This is a genomic window from Candidatus Binataceae bacterium, from assembly GCA_035308025.1.
GTDB lineage: Bacteria > Desulfobacterota > Binatia > Binatales > Binataceae > JAJPHI01.
The window spans coordinates 1-21,006 of the sequence record DATGHL010000011.1 but is presented as its reverse complement, the minus strand read 5'-3'; the positions used below and the strand labels follow the sequence as shown (position 1 = coordinate 21,006).

Below are 21,006 nucleotides of genomic sequence, written 5' to 3'. Positions count from 1 at the left end.
CGTCCCTTGGGCGTGCCGCCGAGGCTGTGCCCCGACCGCCCGATGCGTTGAATCGCGGCGGAGATCGATTTGGGCGAATCGACCTGGCAGACCAGATCGACCGCGCCGACGTCGATCCCGAGTTCCAACGACGCGGTGGCGACGATCGCCTTGAGCTCGCCGCGCTTGAGTTTCTGCTCGGCTGCGAGCCGCTCGGCGCGCGCGAGGCTGCCATGATGAGCCATCACGGCGTCCGCGCCGACCTTCTTCTGCAGGTTAAGCGCGATACGCTCGGCCCAGCGGCGGCTCAGCGTGAAAACCAGCGTCGTATGATGCTCGCGAATCAGGCTGGCGAGCGCGTCGTACATCGCCTCCCAGTGCTGATGCGTTGTGAGCGAGCCCAATTCCGGGCCAGGCGCGAGGATTTGCAGATCGAGTTCGCGCGGCGTGTCGTCGGCGCGCACTACATCTATCGGGCGCGGCGTGCGCAGGCCCGCGGCGTCGACTTCGGCGCCGGCGAGAAAACTGGCGAGCGTCGCTATGGGGTTGAGAGTTGCGGAAAGTCCAATACGGGTAGGACGGGGCATGCCGCCGGCGGCGATCATGCGCGCGAGCCGCTCGAGCGTGAGCATCAGATGAGCGCCGCGCTTGTTGCCGGCGATCGCGTGGAGCTCGTCCACGATGACGCAGCGGACCGCGCGCAGCTTTTCGCGGAAGCGTGGCGAGGTCAGCAGGATGAAGAGCGACTCCGGGGTCGTGACAAGAATGTGGGGCGGCCGCCGGAGCATCGCGGCGCGATCGCTCGCGGGCGTATCGCCGGTGCGCAAGCCGGCGCGGATCGTCGCGAGCGTGACGCCGATCTCATGCGCGACGGCCGCGACGCCGGCCAGGGGCTCCTCGAGGTTCAGCCGAATATCGTTGGCGAGCGCCTTGAGCGGCGAGACGTAAAGCACCGCGACTTCGTCGCGCAGGACGCCGCCTTCAGCCTCGCGCACGAGACGGTCGATCGCCCACATGAAGGCGGCCAACGTTTTGCCGCTGCCGGTCGGCGCGCAGAGCAGGACGTCGTGTCCCGGCGCGGTTTGCGCTCCGGCGATCGCGGGCCATCCGAGCTCCTGCGCACGCGAGGGTGTGCCGAAGCGGCGCTCGAACCACGTGCGCACGACGGGATGAAAGGCCGCAAGCGTACCAGTCATGCGTCGATCATAGCACGGCGGCGTCGATCCGCTTTCGCCGGCAACGTCGCGGGCCGCCGGAGACTCCAAGCTGGCCGCTATCGTCTCGCCAAGGCGCTTTATATAATTTGCGCACGGCTGCAAGGGTTGGGCGGCAGGTGGAGGCTGATGGCGGTTACCGGAAAAGACTCCGTCAGAATCGTACCGTTGGGCGGGCTCGGCGAGATCGGGCTCAACCTGATGGTGATCGAGTGCGGACACAGCGCCGTCGTGATCGACGTCGGCGTGATGTTCTCGGAGGATCGCGCTCTCGGGATGGGCTTGCTGCTGCCCGATTTGCGCCATCTCGAAGTGCGCGGCCTGCACGTCGAGGCCGTGTTTTTGACCCACGCGCACGAGGACCATCTTGGCGCGCTCTCTTATTTTCTGCAGAAATTTCCGGCGCCGGTATATGCGACTGCGGTGACGCTCGCCTTTGCGCGGCGTTCGCTGCGCGAGGACGGGCCGGCCGACTGCGATCTGCGCGAGATGACGCCCGGCCGCATCATCGAGGCCGGGCCATTCACGATCGAGCCGGTGCGCGTAACCCACTCGACTCCGGACTCGGTTGCGCTGGCGATCCGGACGCCCGCCGGATTGATCGTCCATAGCGGCGATTTCAAGATCGATCCGGCGCCGGTTGACGGCGTGCGCTTCGACACCACGCGCTTCGCGCAGTTGGGCGAGGAGGGCGTCGAGCTGCTGCTCTCGGATTCGACCAATGTCGAGCGTGAGGGGCGCGCGGGTTCGGAGAGCTCGCTCAAGCCCGTCATCGATGATTTGATTCGACGGACGCGCGGCCGCTTTTTCCTCTCGTCGTTCTCGTCGCACCTGCACCGTATCCGCCAGTTCGCTGAGGTCGCACACGAGGCGGGCCGCTTCGTCGTGCCGCTGGGGAGGCGGATGGCGGAAAGCGTCCGGCTGGGGATGGAAGTCGGCCAGCTTAATCTGCCGGCCGGAACTTTTATCGATACCGCCGAGGCGGACTTTCTCGAACCGCGCCGGCTCGCCTTTCTCGCGACCGGCAGTCAGGGCGAGCCGCTGGCGGCGCTGACCAAACTGGCCAACGACAATCATCCTGCCGTGCGGATCGAGCATGGCGACGTGGTGATGCTGTCGTCGCGCTTTATCCCCGGCAACGAGCGCGCGATTCATTCGGTGGTGAACGAGCTGTTCAAGCGCGGCGCCGAAGTCCTCTATGACGGCGTCGCGCCGGTCCACGTCTCGGGTCACGCCTGTCGCGAAGAGCTGGTCGAGATGATTCGGCTGGTGCGGCCGCGTCATTTTGTGCCGATTCACGGGGAGTATCGCCATCTGGCGCATCATGTGCGGCTCGCGATCACCGCGGGCGTGGCCGAGGACGACTGTTTCCTGCTCGAAGACGGCGACACGCTGGTTTTGTCGGGCGGCGAAGCGCGGCGCGGCAGTGCGGTGCGTTCGGGCCGCCAGGTCGTCGAGGGCGAGGAATTCGGCGGCGCCGGCCTGATCCGTGAGCGGCGGACGCTGGCCCATGACGGCGCAGTGCTGGCGATCGTCGCAATTTCGGCGCGCACGGGCAAGATTGTCGCCGGACCCGATCTGATCTCGCGCGGCGTGGTCGAGGGCGATGGCGTCTCGCCTCATCTGGCGCGCGCCCGCGCCGAGCTGATGGGCCGGCTCCAGGGGCTTAACGGCGCTAGCGGCAAAGGGCTCAAGGGGGCGGCGGAGTCTGCGACGCGCGGCCAAAGCCAGAACTTCGCCGCCGTGATCGATCAGGCGCGCTTGCGCGAGGAGATGGCCCGCGTCCTCAAACGCTACTTCAGCTCAACCTTGGGTAAGCGTCCGCTGATCGTTCCCTACGTCATGGAGATCTGACCGCTATCGCGCAGGCCGGGAAATCTCCGCCGATCGAGCTGGTCGTGGCCGCGGACGAAAACGTTGCGGCGAGCCGGATTGTCGCGGAATTGGGCGCGGTAACCCTGTGGGCGATTGCCGCCTTCGCGATCCTGAGCCTGGGTTGTTTCGATGCGCGCTGGCCGATCAACCTCGGCGGCCCGGTCGGCGCAGAGCTGGCCGGCGGGATGAGCCGGCTGTTTGGGTTCCAGTCTTACATGGTGGCGATCCTGATTGGTTGGCTGGGACGCGAGCTCTGGACCGGACGGCGCGATCCCGCGCACTCTCTGCCCGCCGCCGTTGCACGCGAAGGAATAGGTGGCGCACTCGTGATCGTGGCGCTATGCGTAGCGATCACGCTGAGCGACGTCGGCAATGACCCGGGCGGAGTTATCGGCGCAGTCATTGCGGACAACCTGCGTGCCTACGTCAATCTGGGCGGCGGATTTATTGTTGTGATGGTAGCGCTGCTCTGCGGTATCGCGATCCTCGCCGGCCGCGCCCCGACCGACCTCGCTGCGACGATCGGCGGCGCGATCCGACCAAAGGTCATATCCGGCGCGCCGCCGACGGCGCTCGATTCGTTCGCGACAGATGCGGCTACAACGCCGATTATCACGAGTCGCCCGCCGTTGGCGATAAATCGCCCGGAACCGCGGCTTGGGTCCGAGCGGGGGATGAATCAATCACGCAGCCTGACGCGGGAATCAGCCGCGCCGCCGCGGCCACGCGCCAATGGCGCCTACAAGCTCCCGCCGCTGGCGCTGCTCGATACCCCGCCGCTCGAGCATACGCAGATCGACGAAGCCGCGCTCGAACGCAGCGCGCGCCTGCTCGAACAAAAGCTCGGCGACTTCGGCGTCGAGGGGCGGGTGGTCGAGGTGCAGCCCGGACCCGTCGTCACGATGTATAAACTCGAGCCCGGCTCGGGCATCAAGGTCAGTCAGATCGTCAATCTGGCGGACGACCTCTCGATGGCGCTGCGGGCGGCGACGGTACGGATTCAAGCCCCGGTGCCGGGCGAGGCCGTCGTCGGTATCGAAGTGCCGAACCGCAAGCGCGAGATGGTCTATCTGCGCGAGATTATCGAGGCTGATGAATTCTCCGCGGCGCAGAGCCAATTGACCATCGCGCTTGGCAAGGATATCTCGGGCCGCCCGGTCGCCGCCGACCTCGCCGCGATGCCCCATCTGCTGATCGCCGGGGCCACCGGCACCGGTAAGTCGGTCTCGATTCACACGATGATCGCGTCCATCCTCTTCAGCGCAACCGCGGACGATGTGCGCTTCATCCTGATCGATCCCAAGATGCTCGAGCTGTCGAGCTACGACGCCATCCCGCATCTGCTGGTCCCGGTGGTGGTCGATCCCGACAAGGCCGCGGCGGCGTTGTTGTGGGCGACGCGCGAGATGGAGGCGCGCTACCGGATGATGCGCGACCTCGGCGTGCGCAATATCGACGGTTACAACCGCGCGCTCGGCGAAGCCGGTGAACTGATCCAGTTGCGTGCGCCATCGGCGGCGAACGGCGAGGACGCGGAAACGGCAATTACGCACACTCGGCTGCCGAAGATCGTAATCGTGATCGACGAGCTCGCCGATCTTCTTTTGAGCGAAGGCAAGACCGTCGAGCGCGACATCACGCGGTTGGCGCAAAAGGCGCGCGCCGCGGGTATCCATCTGATCCTGGCGACGCAGCGGCCGTCGGTCGACGTCATTACCGGCCTGATCAAGGCGAATCTGCCCGCGCGCATCTCGTTGCAGGTGACCTCGCGCGTGGATTCGCGTACGATCCTCGACGCGATCGGCGCCGAACGGCTGCTCGGCGCGGGCGACATGCTCTTCATGCCGCCGGGTACGGCGAAGCTGCGCCGCCTGCACGGCCCCTTCGTTTCGGAGACCGAAATCCGCAAGGTCTGCGACTTTATCCGCGCGCAAGGCTCGCCCGACTATCAGATGGAAATTCTTGAAACGGCGACCGCGGCCGAGGGTGACGGCGAGGGCGGCGGCGAGCGCGATGCGCTTTACGATGACGCGGTGCGCATCGTGACCGAGACCGGGCAGGCGTCCATTTCGATGATCCAGCGGCGGCTGCGGATCGGCTACAATCGCGCGGCGCGGATGGTCGAGGAGATGGAGCGCGACGGATTGGTGCTGCCGGCCGATGGCGCGCGCCCCCGTGAACTGCGCATCCGCGCAAGCTGATCCGGCCGATCTGATCAACCTGAAATGAGAGCGCGCAAAAATCAGACGATCTTTCGCACGGCGCTGGCGCTCGTCGTCATGATCGGTGCGGCCACGATGGTGATGGGCATCGCTGGAGCGGCGGTGATGGCGGTGGCGCACCCAACCACGAACCTAAAATCAATCCTCGATCGCCTGCAACGCCATTACGAGACTACCGACTCGTTTACCGCGAAATTCACCGAGACTCTGACCAGCGCGGGCGGACCTCCGCGCGAGCGCTCGGGTAAGGTCGCCTATCGCAAGGGCGGCCGGATTCGCTGGGAGTTCGACCAGCCAGCGCCCGAGAGCGTAATTGCCGACGGCGCCACTTTGTATGACTACGACCCCGGGCTGAATCAGGTTATCGAGATGCCGCTCGGCGACGCCTTCAAGAGTCGCAGCGCCGCCGCCTTTATCCTTGGAGTCGCCAATCTCCAGCGCGACTTTGATGCGCAGTTGCTGGCGGACGCTCCAGCCGACGGCCTCGATCATCTGGTGGTGACACCGAAAGACGGCGGCGATAAAATCGGCTTAGGACTAGATGCGAAAAGCTTGAATATCGTGACATTGCAGGTTGCCGACGCGCTTGGCAACGTGACGCTGCTCAAATTTTCGGATATTCGGCGCAATGTCCCGCTCGCTAACTCGCTGTTCACTTTCACGCCGCCGCCCGGCGCCGATATCGTAACCGCCCCGCACCAGAAGTAACCTGGAGCACACATAATCGATTGCGCCGCGTTCGTGCGAAGAATACAAGTTTAGTCCCTTAGATCGGCGCATCATTCATGGAGAGAGTCCATTTATTAACGCTGGGCTGTCCCAAAAATCAGGCGGACAGTGAGCTGATGCTCGGCGTATTAGCAGGCGCGGGGTTCAAGCTGACGACGGACCCGGAAACCGCTGATGTGCTGGTGGTTAACACCTGCGCCTTTATCGAAGCGGCCAAAAAAGAATCGTTGGCGGCGGTGATGCAGGCTGCGGAACTCAAGGGGCGCGCGGCGGGTCGCCGACTAGTGGTGAGCGGATGTCTGGCGCAGCGCTACGGCGCCGAACTCCGCGCGGAGCTGCCGGAGGTCGATATTTTCGTCGGCACCGGCAACTTCCTCGAACTGCCCGAGCTGCTCAAACGCACCGAAACCTTCCAGAACCGGCCGATTCCATACGCGGGCGCGGCCCATCTGCTGCCCCGCGCCGAGCTGCTGCGGATCAGGACCGGAGATTTCTTTTCGGCCTATCTGAAAATATCCGAGGGCTGCAATCACAAGTGCGCCTTCTGCATCATTCCGAAAATTCGCGGTCCCCATGAGAGCCGCCCGCTCGCCGACGTCGTCGCGGAAGCGCGGACTCTGGTCGCAACCGGCGCCCGCGAGCTCAATCTAATCGCGCAGGACCTGACCGCTTACGGCCGCGATCTCGCGCCACGAGCGTCATTGGCGCAATTGCTTGGGCAGTTGAACGCGATCGATGGGCTGCGCTGGATTCGCCTGCTCTACTGCTATCCGAACTTTGTCAGCGACGAGCTGCTGGAGGCGGTGGCCTCACTGCCAAAAGTGGTTAAATATATCGATATGCCTCTGCAGCACGCGGACGACGGAATCCTGCGCGCAATGCGCCGGGAGCGCTCGGGCGACGGCTTGCGCCGCTTACTCGAGCGGGTGCGTCGGCGGGTGCCGGGAATTGCCTTGCGCAGCTCCTTTATCGTTGGTTTTCCGGGCGAGACGCAGGCGGCCTTCGAGGCGCTGATAGAATTCGTCCGTGCGGAACAATTCGACCGGGTTGGCGTGTTTACCTATTCGCAGGAGGAAGATACCGAAGCGGGCGCTCTTCCCGATCAGACGCCGGCACGGGTCAAGCGCGAGCGCCGCCGGCAACTGATGGAGTTGCAGTCCGAGATTTCCGCCGCCAGGAATCGTGCGCAGATTGGTCGTGAAATCGAGGTCCTGGTGGAAGGCGTGATAGCGTCAGGAGGCAGCTCGCCGGGCGGACGCGCGACGCGCCTGCGCGGCCGCAGCGCGAGTCAGGCGCCCGAAATCGATGGCATGGTGGTCCTGCGCGGCGACGCCGTGGCCGGTGAGTTTGTCCGCGCGCGAATCAGTGCGGCGCGGACTTACGATCTCGTCGGCGAGATAACTGCCGCGATCGCCTAGCTCGAAAGGGGTTTTAGTAACCGATGGCCAAGAAATCCGCAGCCTCGTCCCGCAAGAAATTCCTGAGCGATCAGCGCGCGGCTTTGCTCGAGATGAAGGACAAGCTGCTCGCCGAGATCGAGTCTGAGGCGAAGGCTGAGCGCGAAGCCAACAAGGACGAGGGTATGGATACGTACGATCTCGCTTCCGAGGAACGCGATCGCGAAATCAATTTTATCCTGTCCGATCGCGAACGCGCCAAGAGCCAGCAGATCGAAGACGCGCTGGCGCGCATCAACGAAGGCAACTACGGTGAATGCGAGTCGTGCGGACTCGAAATCGCCGACGAGCGTTTGCGCGTCATGCCCTTTACGCGCCTGTGCCGCGACTGCCAGCAGGATCAGGAGCGCGAGGCGCGCTCGCAGCGGCGGACTGATGATGGCCGCAACGTTTACCGTAAAATCGGTTCGACCGATGCCGACGAGGAGAGCGCCTGATACTTTATCCGGCTTAAGGTTTGGGGGAGATGCGCCGGACGCCTTGGGGAGGTCCGGCCCGCGTCGCGAATAATTGATGAGAATTTTCAAGGACGGCGACGACCGCGCAGCGCTGGCGGCGGATGGTCGTAAATTGCAGATAGCAAGCAATCTGACCATTGTGAAGACCGTGGTCGCGATGGCCAGCGCCCGCGGCGGGGTGGGGAAAAGTACGCTCGCGGTCAATCTCGCGGTTGCGCTGGCGCAAGGCGGCCGCAAAGTCGGGCTGCTTGATGGCGATCTGAACTCGCCGAGCATCGTCGGGATGCTCGGGATGCGGCCGGCGCGCCGGATGCCGGCGGCGGACTGGATCGAACCTGCCGCCGGGCCGCTCGGCCTGCGCGTCGCCGGGATCGATCTGCTCAACGAGCGGGAAGCGCCGGCCATAAGCTTTCTTGCCGACGAAGCGCCTGTGAGCCTGGTCGAGCCTGCAAACTCCTTCAACCGCAACGGCCACCGCCCGAGCAGCGACGGATACACGGAAGCACTGGCGCGGATGCTGGGGCGAATTCGCTTTGGTGCGCTCGATATTTTGTTGATTGACCTGGCGCCAGGTCTCGAAGCGCTGTCGCGGCTGATGCCAATAGCGCCGCAAGCGAACCTCATCGCAGTCTGCCATCCCTCGGGGGCGGCGGCGCGAGATCTGATCGCAATGCTGAATTTCGCCGCCGAAAGCAGCGCGTTGGTTCACGGCGTGATCGAGAACATGGCAGGCTTCAGTTGCGACGGCTGCCATGCTGTACGCCCGCTCATGCCGCAGGGCAATATCGCGGCGGCGACGCGCTCGGCGGGGGTCGCGCTACTCGAGCGCCTGCCGTTCGATCCTCGTCTGGCTGAATCCTGCGATCGCGGGGCGATCTTTATTCGCGAATATCCGGAGGCGCCGCTCACGCGGCAACTGATTGCGATCGCAGAGGGGCTGGGACGGCTGATCGACGCGGTCAGTTCGCCGCCGGTGCCCGCTATCGAGCGCGGAATGGAATCGAGCCAGCGATGAAATCTTTGGTTATCGGCGGCACCGGGCCGACCGGGCACTTCATCGTCAATGGATTGCTGGCGCGCGGCTACACAGTCGCGATGCTGCATAGCGGACGCCACGAACTGGACGAAATTCCGGCGACGGTCGAGCATATCCACACTGATCCGTTTTCCGAGGAAGCGCTGCGCGGCGCGCTCGGAACACGGACGTTTGATTTAACGATTGCGGCGTATGGGCGGTTGCGGCGTATCGCCGAGATTATGGCGGGTCGCACGGGGCGGTTTATTTCGATCGGCGGGGCGCCGGCCTATCGCGGCTACATGAACCCCGGCGTTCTGCGTCCGCAAGGATTGCCGGTGCCGGTCGCCGAAGACGCGCCGGTCGTCCCGGTCGAGGAGGAAGACGCCAAGGGTTGGCGGGTGGCGCGAACCGAGCAGGCGGTTTTTCAGAGCCATCCGCAGGCGACCCATTTCCGCTATCCGTTTCTCTACGGTCCGTATCAGATCGCACCGCGCGAATGGTGTATCGTGCGGCGCATCCTCGACGGCCGTCGCACGATCATACTTCCCGAAGACGGCCTGACGCTGAACCATATGGGCTACGTCGAGAACGCGGCGCACGCGCTGCTGCTGGCGGTTGATCAACCTGAGGCCGCGGCCGGGCAAATTTACAATTGCGGTGATCGCGCGATGCTGACGCTGCGGCAGGTGGTCGAGATTATCGCCGACGCGCTCGGGCAGGCGCTCGAAATCGTCTCGATGCCGTGGGAGTTTGCGCTCCCGGCCCGCCCGCTGATCGCGCAGCCGTGGACGACCCATCGCGTGCTCGACCTGGCGAAGCTGCGCGCACAACTGGGCTACGACGATGTGGTCGCGCCCGCCGAGGGGCTCGCGCTGACCGCCCGCTGGCTCAAGGCCCATCCGCTCGAGCCGAATGGCGCCGACGAGAAGATCATCCAGGATCCGTTCGATTATCGAGCGGAGGATGAGCTGATCACGGCGTGGAAGGGGCTTTGCGCGCGGATGCCGCGAGTCGCCTTCGCGCGTGAGCCGGGCTACACCGCCACCTACAGCGGCCCCGGCGGGAAACCGCGCGCCGAGCGTTGGTCTTAAAATTCTGACAAACTGAACCTCGCGAACCGCTAATTCGGAAGATTTTACTCAATCTCGCAGCGGTGATACCGTTGCCGTGGTCGAGCTATAGTGTCATTTCTTTGCTGAGTCTTCGCTCTCGGCCGCTAAGAACAGCGCTGAAGCGAGGGAATCTGAGTGGCCGAGATCAAGCAATCTGAGAGCGAGAGCCCTGCGGGATCTACGCTTGCGCAGGTACACGAGGGGATCTTCGCGGTCCATGGCGAGTACTGGGTGCTTGGCCTTGGCGGGGCAACCTTCCAACTCAAGGACGCCAAGGGTCTCGGCCATCTCCAACGCCTGTTACGGTATCCCGAGATTGAATTTCACGCACTCGATCTCTCCGCCGCGCCGCGCGAGGAGACCTCGACCGCCGCGATCGGCGGCGAGCTGCCGCAGGGCGTCAGTATCCGCGCGGGTCTGGCGGGCGACGCGGGCGAGGTGCTCGATTTCCAGGCCAAGCAAGAGTACCGCAGGCGGTTGACGGAGCTGCGTGAAGAATTCGAGGAGCTGCGCGAGAGGGGCAAGCTCGAGGCGGCCGAAGAGGTCGAGCGAGAGATCGAGTTTCTGGAGCACGAGTTGGTGCAGGCGGTCGGGCTTGGCGGGAGGGATCGGCGCTCCGGCTCGATCGCTGAGCGCGCGCGGCTCAACGTCACGCGTGCGATCCGGTCGACGGTGCGGAAGATCGGCGAGCATCATCGGGCGCTGGGAGAGTTGCTCGACCGGACGATCCGCACGGGCGCCTTCTGCGTTTACCAACCGGATACGGCGAACCCGGTGAGCTGGCGTTTCGCGTTATCCGAAGCTGAAGCAGTGACCACGCCATCGGGTGGTGCGCCGTCGCCGGCGCGACGGGAAACCGACGAGCTGGAGGATTTCGCGACGCGGACCAGGTTCGTGGGGCGCGAAACCGAGCGGGCGCAGCTCGGCCACGCACTGGTGCGGGCGCGGGGCGGCGAAGGCAGCGTGATCGCGCTGGCCGGGTCTGCGGGGGTGGGTAAGTCACGGCTGGCGCGTGAATTCGCCGGTGAGGCGGCGCGGGCGGGTTTGCGGGTTTTGACCGGCGCCTCGTATGAGCGTGACGATGCCGTGCCGTTTCTGCCGTTCGTCGAAATCCTGGAAACGCTGGCCGCGCGCGCGGCGAGTCCGCAGGCGCTCCGCAAGGAACTCGGTGAAGAGGTGCTGGAAGCGGCGCGGCTGACGCCGCAATTGCGGCGGCTGTTCCCCGATCTTCCATTGGCTCAGGAACTTCCGCCTGAGCTCGCGCGTCGCGCGTTGTTCGCCGCGCTCACGGAAATCCTTGCGCGGATCGCCGCGGTCCGGCCGCTGCTGCTGGTGGTCGAGGATCTGCATTGGGCCGACGAAGGCTCGCTCAGCCTGCTGCTTCATCTGGCGCGGGCGCTACGCCAGCGGCCAGTGATTATTGTGGCGACTTATCGCGACCTGGAGATCGAAAGGGCGGGTGGACTCGCCCAAGCTCTTGAAGAGCTGGTTCGCCGCCACCTGGTCGAGCGGATCAAGCTCGATGGCCTGCCCGAAAACGCGGTGGGAGCGATGTTGCAGGGGCTCAGCGGGCGGGTTCTGCCCGACGGTCTGGTGGGGCAGTTTCACGCCCTTACGGACGGCAATCCATTTTTTATCGAGGAGCTGTATCAGCATCTGGCGGATCAGCCCGGCAACGTTGACGCTGCGGGCGAGATCCGGCGCGACTTGCGACTCGATGAACTCGCCGTGCCCAACAACGTGCGGCTGGTGATCGGGCGGCGGGTGGCACGCCTGTCGCGCGGGGCGCAGGAGGTGTTGGACGCCGCGGCGGTGATTGGCCGTTCCTTTACCTTTTCAATGCTGCGGGCAGTGATTGGCGGCGAAGAGGGCCCGCTGATTGATCGGATGGAAGCGGCAGAGCGCGCCGGGCTGATCAATTCGGCGCTAATCTACCCCGAGGCGCAGTTCCAGTTCGCGCACGAATTGATTCGCAACAGCGTACTGAGTGAACTCAGCATCTCACGCCGGCAACATCTGCATCTGCGGGTCGCCGACGCGCTCGAGCGGTTGTACTCGTCCGCGCTCGAAGAGCACGCCAACGACCTGGCGCATCATCTGTGGAGTGCCGGCAGCGTGGCGCCGCCCGAGCGCGCGGTGACTATTCTCGCGCTGGCGGCGAAGCAGGCGCGGGGGCAGGGCGCGCTGGCCGAGGCCGAGGTTCATTACCGGCGGGCGCTGACGCGCTTGATGAGCATGCCGCCGGGGCCGGAACGCGACCAGCAGGAGCTGATGATTCAGCTCGCGATCGGGCCAATTCTGATGGCGACGCACGGCTATGCGGCGCTCGAGACGGCGACGGCATATGATCGCGCCGGTGCACTGAGTGAAGCTCTCGGCGATCCGACGCAGGTCGTGTTGAGCCTGACCGGGCTCGCTTCGGTGACGCTTCTGCGCGGCCGTTTGGCGGAGACCCAAACGTTGGTGGATCGCGTGCAAAACGCGGCCGGGCAGAGTGCGATCGGGGCGGTCTGGGGCCACTATATGCGGGGTGTAGTGAATTACCATCGCGGGGATCTCGCGCAAGCGTCCGCCAGTCTCGGCGAAGCGCAGGCGGCCTACCGCGAAAGCGATCATCGCAATAATCCCCAGGATCCGGGGACGGAGTGCCTGCAGTATCTGGCGCTGACGGCGTGGCAGATGGGTCAAGCGGCTTTGGCCGGCGAGCGGATGGCCGCAGCGACCGCGTTGGCGGATCGGCTGCGTAAGCCCTATGTGATCGTGCACAATCGCTTCTTTGCCGCCTCCCTGGCGGCCTTGATGGGGCAGAGTGAGACCACGGCGCGGCTGGCGGCGAACGTGATCGAGCTGACCGGCGGTCCGGCGATTCCGGTGCTGTTCGATCTCGGACGGATCCTGCATGGCTGGGCGCTGGCGCAGCGGGGTGAGGTTGAAGCGGGACTGGCTGAGGCTAGCGCCGGCATGGAGAGTTTCATGGCGGCCGGCAACCGGCTCGGGATTGCGATGTGGCTGGCGTTGTTGGCCGAGGTGCAGGAGCGCGCCGGCCTGGTGCAGGAGGCGCGCTCGACGCTCAAGCAGGCGGTTGACGCAGTGGGCGAGCAGACGCTGGATCTGCCGCTGGTCCTGTGGAAGCGCGGTGAGCTGCTCGCACGCCACGGCGGCGGCTCGGTGGCGATGGGCGAGTTGGCGGAGCGGAGCCTGCGCGAGGCGCTGGCGCAGGGCGCACGGTTGGGCGCGGCGTCGTGCAGTCTGCGCGCTGCGATTAGTCTCGCCCGTTTGATGCGCTCGCGCGGGCAGGTCGCGGACGCGCACGCTCTGCTCTCCGCGCAGGCGAGCAGTTTCAGCGGCGATCGCGCCAGCGACGACCTGCACGCGGCGCAGGCTCTGCTGGGCGAACTCGCCGAGGGGGCTGGCTCGGGCGCGCCGAGTGCCGCAAAGCGTCTGCCTGGCCCGCCGGTCTAGGCCGCTTGCCGAACGCGGAAGGGGAAGCGATGGAGCAAAGCGGCATGACGGTTATCGCCGAAATTCGGGCTGGATGCGCCGACGAACTGCGTGCGCGGCTCAAAACTCTTCGCGAAGGACACGAAAGCGGGAGCGCCCCATTGCCGGCGCCGCGAACCGTCCACTACGCGGCGTGGCTGATCATCCCGGATTCTAACAGCGACTCGACTCAGCTGGTGTTCGAAAGCAATTACGATGGCGCGCTGGAGGACCACCTCGACGATCTGATCAAGACCTGGGGCGCAATCCTCGACTCTATCTATCGGTCATGCCAAGGCTACCCGGATGCAGGGACCGCAGACCCCAAAGCGGTTAAAGAATTTCTGCAGGTTCCCTCAAGGAACAAGCCCTCGGCGGCATTCTTTGTTGCGTTGCCCGGCCGCTCGCTCGACGACCTCCAAAACGCGATCAAGGTTTATGCGGAAGCTGAGCGTTACCTTGCGCACGTACGGCCGGAGCGATTCAGTTATCGCGACTGGCGGGGGACGCAACATTCGCGTGATACCGGTTTCGAGAATCTGCGCGAGCGCGACCTCATGGTCAAATTGGCGGATCATTTTCGCGCTGGGCCTGACGAGCTTCGGCCGCGGCTCTTCGGCATGACACGCGGCCGGCTCTGGTGGCGCCTCGTGATCAATTTGCCATGGGTGATTCTGGCCGCGCTAATCGCCTTGCCCCTGATTCTGTTGTTGCCGGTCATCCGCCTCTACGAAATTCGCGAGGCGCAGGAGCCCGCCGGGCCGCGCGATCCGACCGCGCACGATGTTACCGCCGCCGACTACGCCGGCTACAACACCGGCATGCAAAACCATCTGTGCACCTTCGCGACCGTGCGAACGTCCCGCTTTCGACGGTTTCTCATCGGGGCAGTGCTGACCGTGGGCGGGATTCTCGCCAAGCGGCTGTTCATCTTTGGCAAGCTCGGCGCGATGGCGTCGATTCACTTTGCGCGCTGGATTGTTTTCGACGACGCGGGCGGCAGGCGAGTGCTCTTTCTGAGCAATTTCGACGGTAGCTGGGCGGGTTATCTCGGCGACTTCTCCGACCTTATCGCCTATGGCATCAACGCGGTCTGGGCCAACGTCAAGGCCTTCACGCCGACGCGATTTCTGTTCTGGCGCGGCGCCTACAATATCGAGCCTTACGAGCAGCAGGTGCGCGAGCATTTTCAGCCGGTGCAGCTAATCTATCGCGCTTACGGCGCCCATTCGGTGCGCAACCTGCAGCGCTATATTGATTTCCGCGATCGGCTGGCGCGCGCGATCGCGATTGCAGAAGCGCGCGAATGGCGCGAGACGGAGGCGCAGGAGGGGATCGAGCGCGGCGATCTGCAGGGGCTGCTGGTCAGCGGCTATGATCATCTGGATCACGCGAGCTATGTTTTTCTCCGGCTGGCGGAGCCGCAAGCCGGCCGCGCGATAGAAGCGGCGCGAGCCTGGCTGCGCAGCGTCAATGAGCGGGTGACCACAGCTATCCGGCCTCCTCAGGGCAAGCATCAGACTTGCGTGAATGTCGCGTTCACGTGGGCGGGGCTGAAGGCGATGGGCCTGCCGGCGAGTTTGATCGAAGCTTCGGAAGGCAACTTACCCGACGGCTTTCCGCGCGAATTCGTCGGCGGGATCGATCGACCTGAGGCCGCGGCCATACTGGGGGATCACGGCGCGAGCGCGTCCGCGCGCTGGGAGTTCGGAGGAGCGGCGACGCCTGATCAAGCGCCGCATCTGCTCGTTCTGCTCTACGCTATGGATGAGGCGGGGCTCGGGCGGCTTTTCAGTGAAATCTGCGGGAGCGAAGAACTCGAACGCGCCGGACTGAGCCTGGTAAAGCGGCAGGATTGCCATCGCGAAGCAGGCGATCGCACGGAGCCGTTCGGCTTTCGCGACGGGATCGCGCAGCCGGCGGTACGCGGCCTGACGCATAAGCTGGCGGACGCCGGCAATATTCCGGTGGCGACCGGTGAGTTTGTGCTCGGTCATCAGAATGAGTATGGTTACACAACTCGTTTGCCGAGCGTGGGGGAGCAGGACGACCCGCGGAGAATTCTGTGGGAACATCCTGGAGCGCGAAAAGATCTGCGTGCCTTCGGCATGAACGGCACGTATTTAGTTTTCCGAAAACTTTCGCAGGACGTTGACGGCTTTTGGGCTTTCGTCGCGGCCAACTCGGCGAGCGCGGGCGGGGAAGGGGACTCCGAGCGGATGGAATTGACGGCGGCCAAGCTCATCGGGCGCTGGCGCAGTGGCGCTCCGCTGGCGTTGGCGCCGGCCCACGACGTTCCCGCGCTGGGACGTGACAATCATCTGAACAACGATTTCGGCTATGCCGCGACCGATGCGGAGGGGCTCGTCTGTCCGATCGGCGCACATATCCGGCGCGCCAATCCGCGCGATTCGCTGCCGTTCACGGCGGCGAAATCGCGCGAGCTCGTGAGGCGGCATCGGCTGATCCGTCGTGGCCGCAAGTATTCCGAGTACAGCGCGGGTGCGCCGGCCGACCAGGGCATTTGTTTCATCGCGCTCAATGGCGACCTGCTGCGCCAGTTCGAGTTTGTCCAGCAGAACTGGCTCAACGATCCGACCTTCATGGACCTCAACGCGGACCGCGATCCCATCGTCGGAGATCACGATGAAGCTAACGGCGAAGGGGCTGGGTTCACGATCCAGGCGCAGCCGGCCGCGCGGCGGCTAGCCGGGATGCCGCGCTTCGTGACCGTCAAGGGCGGCGGCTATTTTTTCATGCCGGGTCTCAAGACCTTGAGATTTTTAGCAGCGGAACGATCGCAGTCGCAAGAAAATTAAAGTGAAGCGAAAAAAATCAACGACTGAAACCGTCAATTACGGTAAGTCTGAAAAGTGAAGGATACCAACCCGCCTGCAGCCTGATCGCTTCCGCTCCTAGTACTCCCGCAACTCCTACCCAGAACCAGGCCGTCGCCGACAGGAACTAACTTATCTTGAAAACCGCACTGAACGTAAAGCCGCAGCTCGAGCTGCCGGCGCGTCCAACCTCGATGTGGCCGACGGACGTCTGGGGCTTTTTGACTTTGGGCTGGCTGCTGCTGATTCACCTCACAGCGCTCGTCGGCCTGATTCTGCGCCCGCTGCCCGGATGGAACGTCTTCGGGGTTTTCGTCCTGCTGTCGTTTCTCGGGGGGACGAGCACGGTGATTTGTTATCATCGCGAACTCGCGCATCGCTCGCTGACGCTGCATCCGGTGGTGCGCGCGGTCATGATCTTCCTCGCGATGCTCAACGGGGCGGCGCCACCGGGGAGCTGGGTCCCGACGCATCGGCTGCATCACGCGGAGACCGACACGCCCGATGACCCGTCGAGTCCGGTGTGGCGCGGGATGTGGTTCGCGCACGTCGCCTGGCACTGGCAGGCGGATAACGGTTTGCGCGAGCCCTACGCTCGGGACCTCGCGCGCTTCTCGCTCGGGACATGGAACCGGCTGTTGATTCCGATGTTCGCGATTGCCTACTTCGGCGGTGCGCTCTGGAGCCTCACGGCTTTTTTTTGGCTCGGCGCGATCCGCATGACCTTTGCGTTTCACGCGACCAGCCTGATCAACAGCGCCTGCCATACCGAACCCGGGATCGAGCTGGGAGAGGATTCCTCACGCAATCTATGGTGGGTCGGAGTGACGATTTTTTTTCTCGGCGAGAACTGGCATCGCAACCATCATCTGTTTCCGCGCTCGGCGCGGATGGGTCTGCGATGGTGGCAGCCGGACGTCGGCTACTGGCTCATTTGCGGCCTCGCGCGGTTAGGACTCGCGAGCGAGGTCCAATCGGCCGGCAAGGCGTAGGCGTCAGATCGTCCGCAAGGACCAAGTGCAGAAGCCGCTCAGGGAAGTTCTCGATCTTGCGCGCCCGTAGCTCAACTGGACAGAGCATCAGACTTCGGATCTGAGGGTTGGGGGTTCGAATCCCTCCGGGCGCGCCAATCACGTTTGGGCTTCCAGTTAATTCCGAGAGCTCCCGTCCTGCACGGCCCGGGTTTCCAGACCGCAGCGGTCTTCTCATCGACGGTGGTGATAATCCCCCGTGCCTCCTGAAGGACTCTTGCCTTCAGCGACCGGTCAGCCGCTGCAGCTGCTCGGGATACCGCGCTCCCTGCACTGTGATCTGGGAAGCCGCGCTATCGATCTCACGGAGGTCTTCAGACGTAAGTTTGATCGCTGCGGCGCCATTGTTCTCTTCCAGCCGCGCGATTTTCGTTGTACCGGGAATCGGTACGATCCACGACCTTTGGGCGAGCAGCCACGCAATCGCGATTTGGGCAGCGGTCGCTTTCTTTCGCTCCGCGATCCTCCCGAGCAGATCAACCAAGGCCTGATTCGCTTTGCGAGCCTCAGCCGTGAAGCGCGGAACGATGTTGCGAAAGTCGGAACTGTCGAACGTAGTATGTTCGTCGATCTTGCCGGTGAGGAAGCCTTTACCAAGCGGACTGAATGGAACGAAGCCGATGCCAAGTTCCTCGAGCGTCGGCAGTATCTCCTTTTCAGGCTCTCGCCACCACAGCGAGTATTCGCTCTGGACCGCGGTGACGGGCTGGATGGCGTGGGCGCGGCGGATGGTTTGCGCGCCCGGTTCGGAAAGACCGAAGTGCTTAACTTTGCCTTCCTTAATCAAATCTTTTACCGCACCAGCCACGTCTTCGATTGGCGTCTCCAAATCGACTCGATGCTGATAGAAGAGATCGATGGCCTCGATCTTGAGTCGTTTGAGTGAGGCCTCGGCGACTTGCTTGATATGCTCCGGCCGGCTATCAAGCGCCCCTGGAGTACCGATCTTGAAGCCAAATTTAGTAGCGATCACCACCTGTTTGCGGAAGGGTGCGAGGGCTTCACCATTGGGTCGGGAGGGTGATGCCTCTGGCGAGGACATCCCTCTCCCGCCCACCGAACCGGACGTGATAGTTTCCCATCATCCGGCTCTCCGCACTCGCATCTCAGTATCCCGTTCGCGACTAGTCAGTTTGCCAGCATGGAGGGCGTCGTGGCATGAGCGGCAGAGCACGGTGCGCTTGCGTCGCCGTGCAGCCGCTACTTGCTGCCAGAGCGGAGCGTCCTTCACGTCCTTGAGCTTATGGGCGTGATGCACTTCGCACGGCACGTCGGTTGCGCCACAGTACTCGCACTTCCGGGAATGCAGACGATCGAGCACGTCGGAACGGCCTGCGGTCCACATGCTGTTCGGCGATCGATCAACTGCCGCACCCAGCTCCGGAAGTTTATTAAGGTCCTTCAGCGCGAAGACCTCGACCAGCCGCTCCTTGCGGCCTTCCACTTTGACGCGGATGGCCAGTCTACCTCCGATCCTCAGATGATGGGCGACCTGATTGACCGACCGGCGCAGCTTGAACGAGAGCGTCTTGAGCAAGCTGGTCTGCCACAGGAAGTGCAGTTTGCGCAGACTGTACTTTGCGCAGTTAGCCAGTCGGTAATAGTTGGCGAGGCCGCGCATCTCGGCGTTGTAGGCGAGCACGATCTCCAGCACGCTGCTGTCGATCAGATAGCGCCGATGAATCGCCTTGAGGCGGCTCAGATCGCCATAGCCCTTGCGTCGGTTGAAGCGCACCACGCGGTCGTGGGGAACGACCAGACGGATGCGGCTGGTGTGACCACGCGTAAGCGTATACCTGCCCTGGAACCGTACTCGTTTGATCCGGGCCACGTTCACGGTGCGAACGTGATGGCCAAGGAACACGGCTCCGTCCGACGCCTTGCTCACTTTGCTCTTCTCGGCCGAGGCTTCGAGTTTGAGTTGGTCGCGTAAGAAGGCCGCGACCTCCCGCATAATCTCTTGCGCATCAGCCTTACTGCCGATCACGCCGATCAGGAAGTCGTCGGCATAGCGGCAGAAGAGCAGCCGGCGGAAGTTAGGATCGAACCAGTTCTTAGCCGGCATGGTTGAGCGTTTCACCTGAAGTTCCCGAACCTTCTCTTTCTCCGCTTCCGCCTCGACCGTGCGGCCGTGGGCTAGAAGCTGATCGATAAGGCGCCGCCGTTTGCAAATGGCGGTGGACAGTCCCTGATAGGGGAGATGGACGTATCGCTGCTTGCCTCGGTCGAAGCGCGCCTTCATGTCGGCAAGGAACTCGTCGAGTTCATGCAGATAGACGTTGGCGAGAATCGGCGAGACGACACCACCTTGCGGTGTGCCGCTGAAGGTGGCGTGGAAGGTCCAGTTCTCCATGTATCCAGCCTTGAGCATCCCGACGATGAGGCGGATGAACCGCTCGTCGTCGATCCGCCTGCGCAGCAGATCGAGCAGGATGCCGTGATCGATGTTGTCGAAGAACCCGACCACATCGACGTCCACCAGCCATTTGACGCCGTTCCAGGTGTCTTGGATTACGGACAGCGCAGTGTGACACGAGCGGTTGCGGCGAAAACCATGTGAGCGCGGCGAGAATACCGGCTCGTAAATGGCCTCCAGCAACAGCTTCACTACGCCCTGAACCAGCTTGTCATCGGCTGTGGGAACACCCAACGGACGCAACTTTTTGCCGTCGGGCTTGGGGATATAGACCCGGCGCACCGGGGTAAAGCGGTAGGTCCCGGCACTGATACGCGAGATCAAGGAATGCACCCGCTCGAACGAGAAGCCGTCGAGCGTGTTGTCGGTGACGCCCTTGGTGAGCGCGCCCCGATTCGGTGCGATCTCGGCGTAGGCCTGCTCCCACAGGAGCGGGCTCAGCATCAGACGAAAGAGACCGTTGATCCGCTTGCCCTGTCGCGACAGGTTACGGATCGAATCGAGTCGTCGTCGTAGCGACTCCGGCAGCATCAGCACACCCTCCACGGCAACGACCGATTCGCGAGTACTGCCGCCCTTCACCCGGCCGGCGAGGAATTCCGCGGCGGTCACCCGCACGCTTTCATCCGCGGCCGTCCATCCTCTTATCTGGATGGCTGTCCCGACCATTACGTCGGGCGTTCGGCTACTACTGCGGCTCTGTCGCCGTGCGGGCCGTCGTTTTCACGACGCCCGTTTAGGCGATCCCGTGTTTGCACGATTGAGGAGTTCCGACGCGATTAGGCGCCCCGTTCGCCCCTTTGATCCCGCCGATGGCGGGCAGACCGCGCCGGCTGGGTCGAGAGCGTCTAGTCAGCACCGCTCTCTTCGGGCCGGATCTCATGCGCTATCCGGCTTCCGCGCGGGATGACGCTTCAACCATCGCTGCGTCACCGTGGAGGATAACACCCTGAGGACTGGGGTTCAGGCAATTCAGCTTTCGCCATCCGCGTCTTGCGCTGACCCGCCCGGCGTACGATGGCTTCGTCCGTTTGGGCCTTTTCCCGACATGCTACGTTCCCCCGCCGGTTTCCCGGTTTCAGCCCAATGGCCGAGGTAAGTCGGGTGCGCATGGATTTTCCCAGCTATCCAGTAGACATCGTCTTACCCTCCTTCAATCACGCCGACACGGCGCACGA

At 63.9% G+C, this 21,006-nt stretch carries 13 protein-coding genes and 1 tRNA gene; 11 read left to right on the top strand and 3 right to left on the bottom strand.

What is annotated here, in order from left to right:
• Positions 1 to 1,175: DEAD/DEAH box helicase (locus VKS22_02715; GenBank protein HLW69512.1), on the bottom strand; the 1,175-nt coding region annotated here is incomplete at its 3' end.
• A gap of 147 nt (positions 1,176 to 1,322) precedes the next feature.
• Between VKS22_02715 and VKS22_02710 the strand changes: the two genes are divergently transcribed.
• The 11 genes from VKS22_02710 to VKS22_02660 all read left to right on the top strand — a co-directional run bounded on the left by VKS22_02710 (position 1,323) and on the right by VKS22_02660 (position 17,510).
• Positions 1,323 to 3,047, top strand: a complete 1,725-nt coding sequence (locus VKS22_02710; protein HLW69511.1) for a ribonuclease J — start codon at positions 1,323 to 1,325, stop codon at positions 3,045 to 3,047.
• Between the two features lie 44 nt (positions 3,048 to 3,091).
• Positions 3,092 to 5,269 (top strand): DNA translocase FtsK 4TM domain-containing protein, encoded by a 2,178-nt coding sequence (locus VKS22_02705; GenBank protein ID HLW69510.1) that lies wholly within the window; start codon positions 3,092 to 3,094, stop codon positions 5,267 to 5,269.
• A gap of 24 nt (positions 5,270 to 5,293) precedes the next feature.
• Positions 5,294 to 5,998, top strand: coding sequence for an outer membrane lipoprotein carrier protein LolA (locus tag VKS22_02700; GenBank protein HLW69509.1), 705 nt, complete (start codon positions 5,294 to 5,296; stop codon positions 5,996 to 5,998).
• Positions 5,999 to 6,075: 77 nt separating this feature from the next.
• Positions 6,076 to 7,437, top strand: coding sequence for a 30S ribosomal protein S12 methylthiotransferase RimO (gene rimO / locus VKS22_02695; protein HLW69508.1), 1,362 nt, complete (start codon positions 6,076 to 6,078; stop codon positions 7,435 to 7,437).
• A gap of 23 nt (positions 7,438 to 7,460) precedes the next feature.
• Positions 7,461 to 7,913: a TraR/DksA family transcriptional regulator gene (locus VKS22_02690; protein ID HLW69507.1), complete on the top strand. Its 453-nt coding sequence runs from the start codon at positions 7,461 to 7,463 to the stop codon at positions 7,911 to 7,913.
• 76 nt (positions 7,914 to 7,989) lie between these two features.
• Entirely contained in the window at positions 7,990 to 8,949 is a 960-nt protein-coding gene (locus tag VKS22_02685; GenBank protein ID HLW69506.1) for a P-loop NTPase, read from the top strand.
• Entirely contained in the window at positions 8,946 to 10,043 is a 1,098-nt protein-coding gene (locus VKS22_02680) for an NAD-dependent epimerase/dehydratase family protein (protein HLW69505.1), read from the top strand. The genes VKS22_02685 and VKS22_02680 overlap by 4 nt, the downstream gene beginning before the upstream one ends.
• Before the next feature lie 156 nt (positions 10,044 to 10,199).
• Complete coding sequence (locus VKS22_02675) at positions 10,200 to 13,526, top strand: AAA family ATPase (protein HLW69504.1); 3,327 nt, start codon at positions 10,200 to 10,202, stop codon at positions 13,524 to 13,526.
• 29 nt (positions 13,527 to 13,555) lie between these two features.
• Positions 13,556 to 16,363, top strand: a complete 2,808-nt coding sequence (locus tag VKS22_02670; protein HLW69503.1) for a hypothetical protein — start codon at positions 13,556 to 13,558, stop codon at positions 16,361 to 16,363.
• A 155-nt stretch (positions 16,364 to 16,518) separates the two neighbouring features.
• On the top strand, positions 16,519 to 17,373 hold the full coding sequence (locus tag VKS22_02665) for a fatty acid desaturase (protein HLW69502.1): 855 nt from the start codon (positions 16,519 to 16,521) through the stop codon (positions 17,371 to 17,373).
• Between the two features lie 60 nt (positions 17,374 to 17,433).
• A tRNA-Arg gene (locus VKS22_02660) sits at positions 17,434 to 17,510 on the top strand.
• A 125-nt stretch (positions 17,511 to 17,635) separates the two neighbouring features.
• On the opposite strand, the gene VKS22_02655 is transcribed toward VKS22_02660, so the two are convergent.
• Both VKS22_02655 and VKS22_02650 read right to left on the bottom strand, forming a co-directional pair.
• Complete coding sequence (locus VKS22_02655; GenBank protein ID HLW69501.1) at positions 17,636 to 18,454, bottom strand: aldo/keto reductase; 819 nt, start codon at positions 18,452 to 18,454, stop codon at positions 17,636 to 17,638.
• 39 nt (positions 18,455 to 18,493) lie between these two features.
• Entirely contained in the window at positions 18,494 to 20,497 is a 2,004-nt protein-coding gene (locus VKS22_02650) for a reverse transcriptase domain-containing protein (protein HLW69500.1), read from the bottom strand.
• Between the last annotated feature and the right edge of the window lie 509 nt (positions 20,498 to 21,006).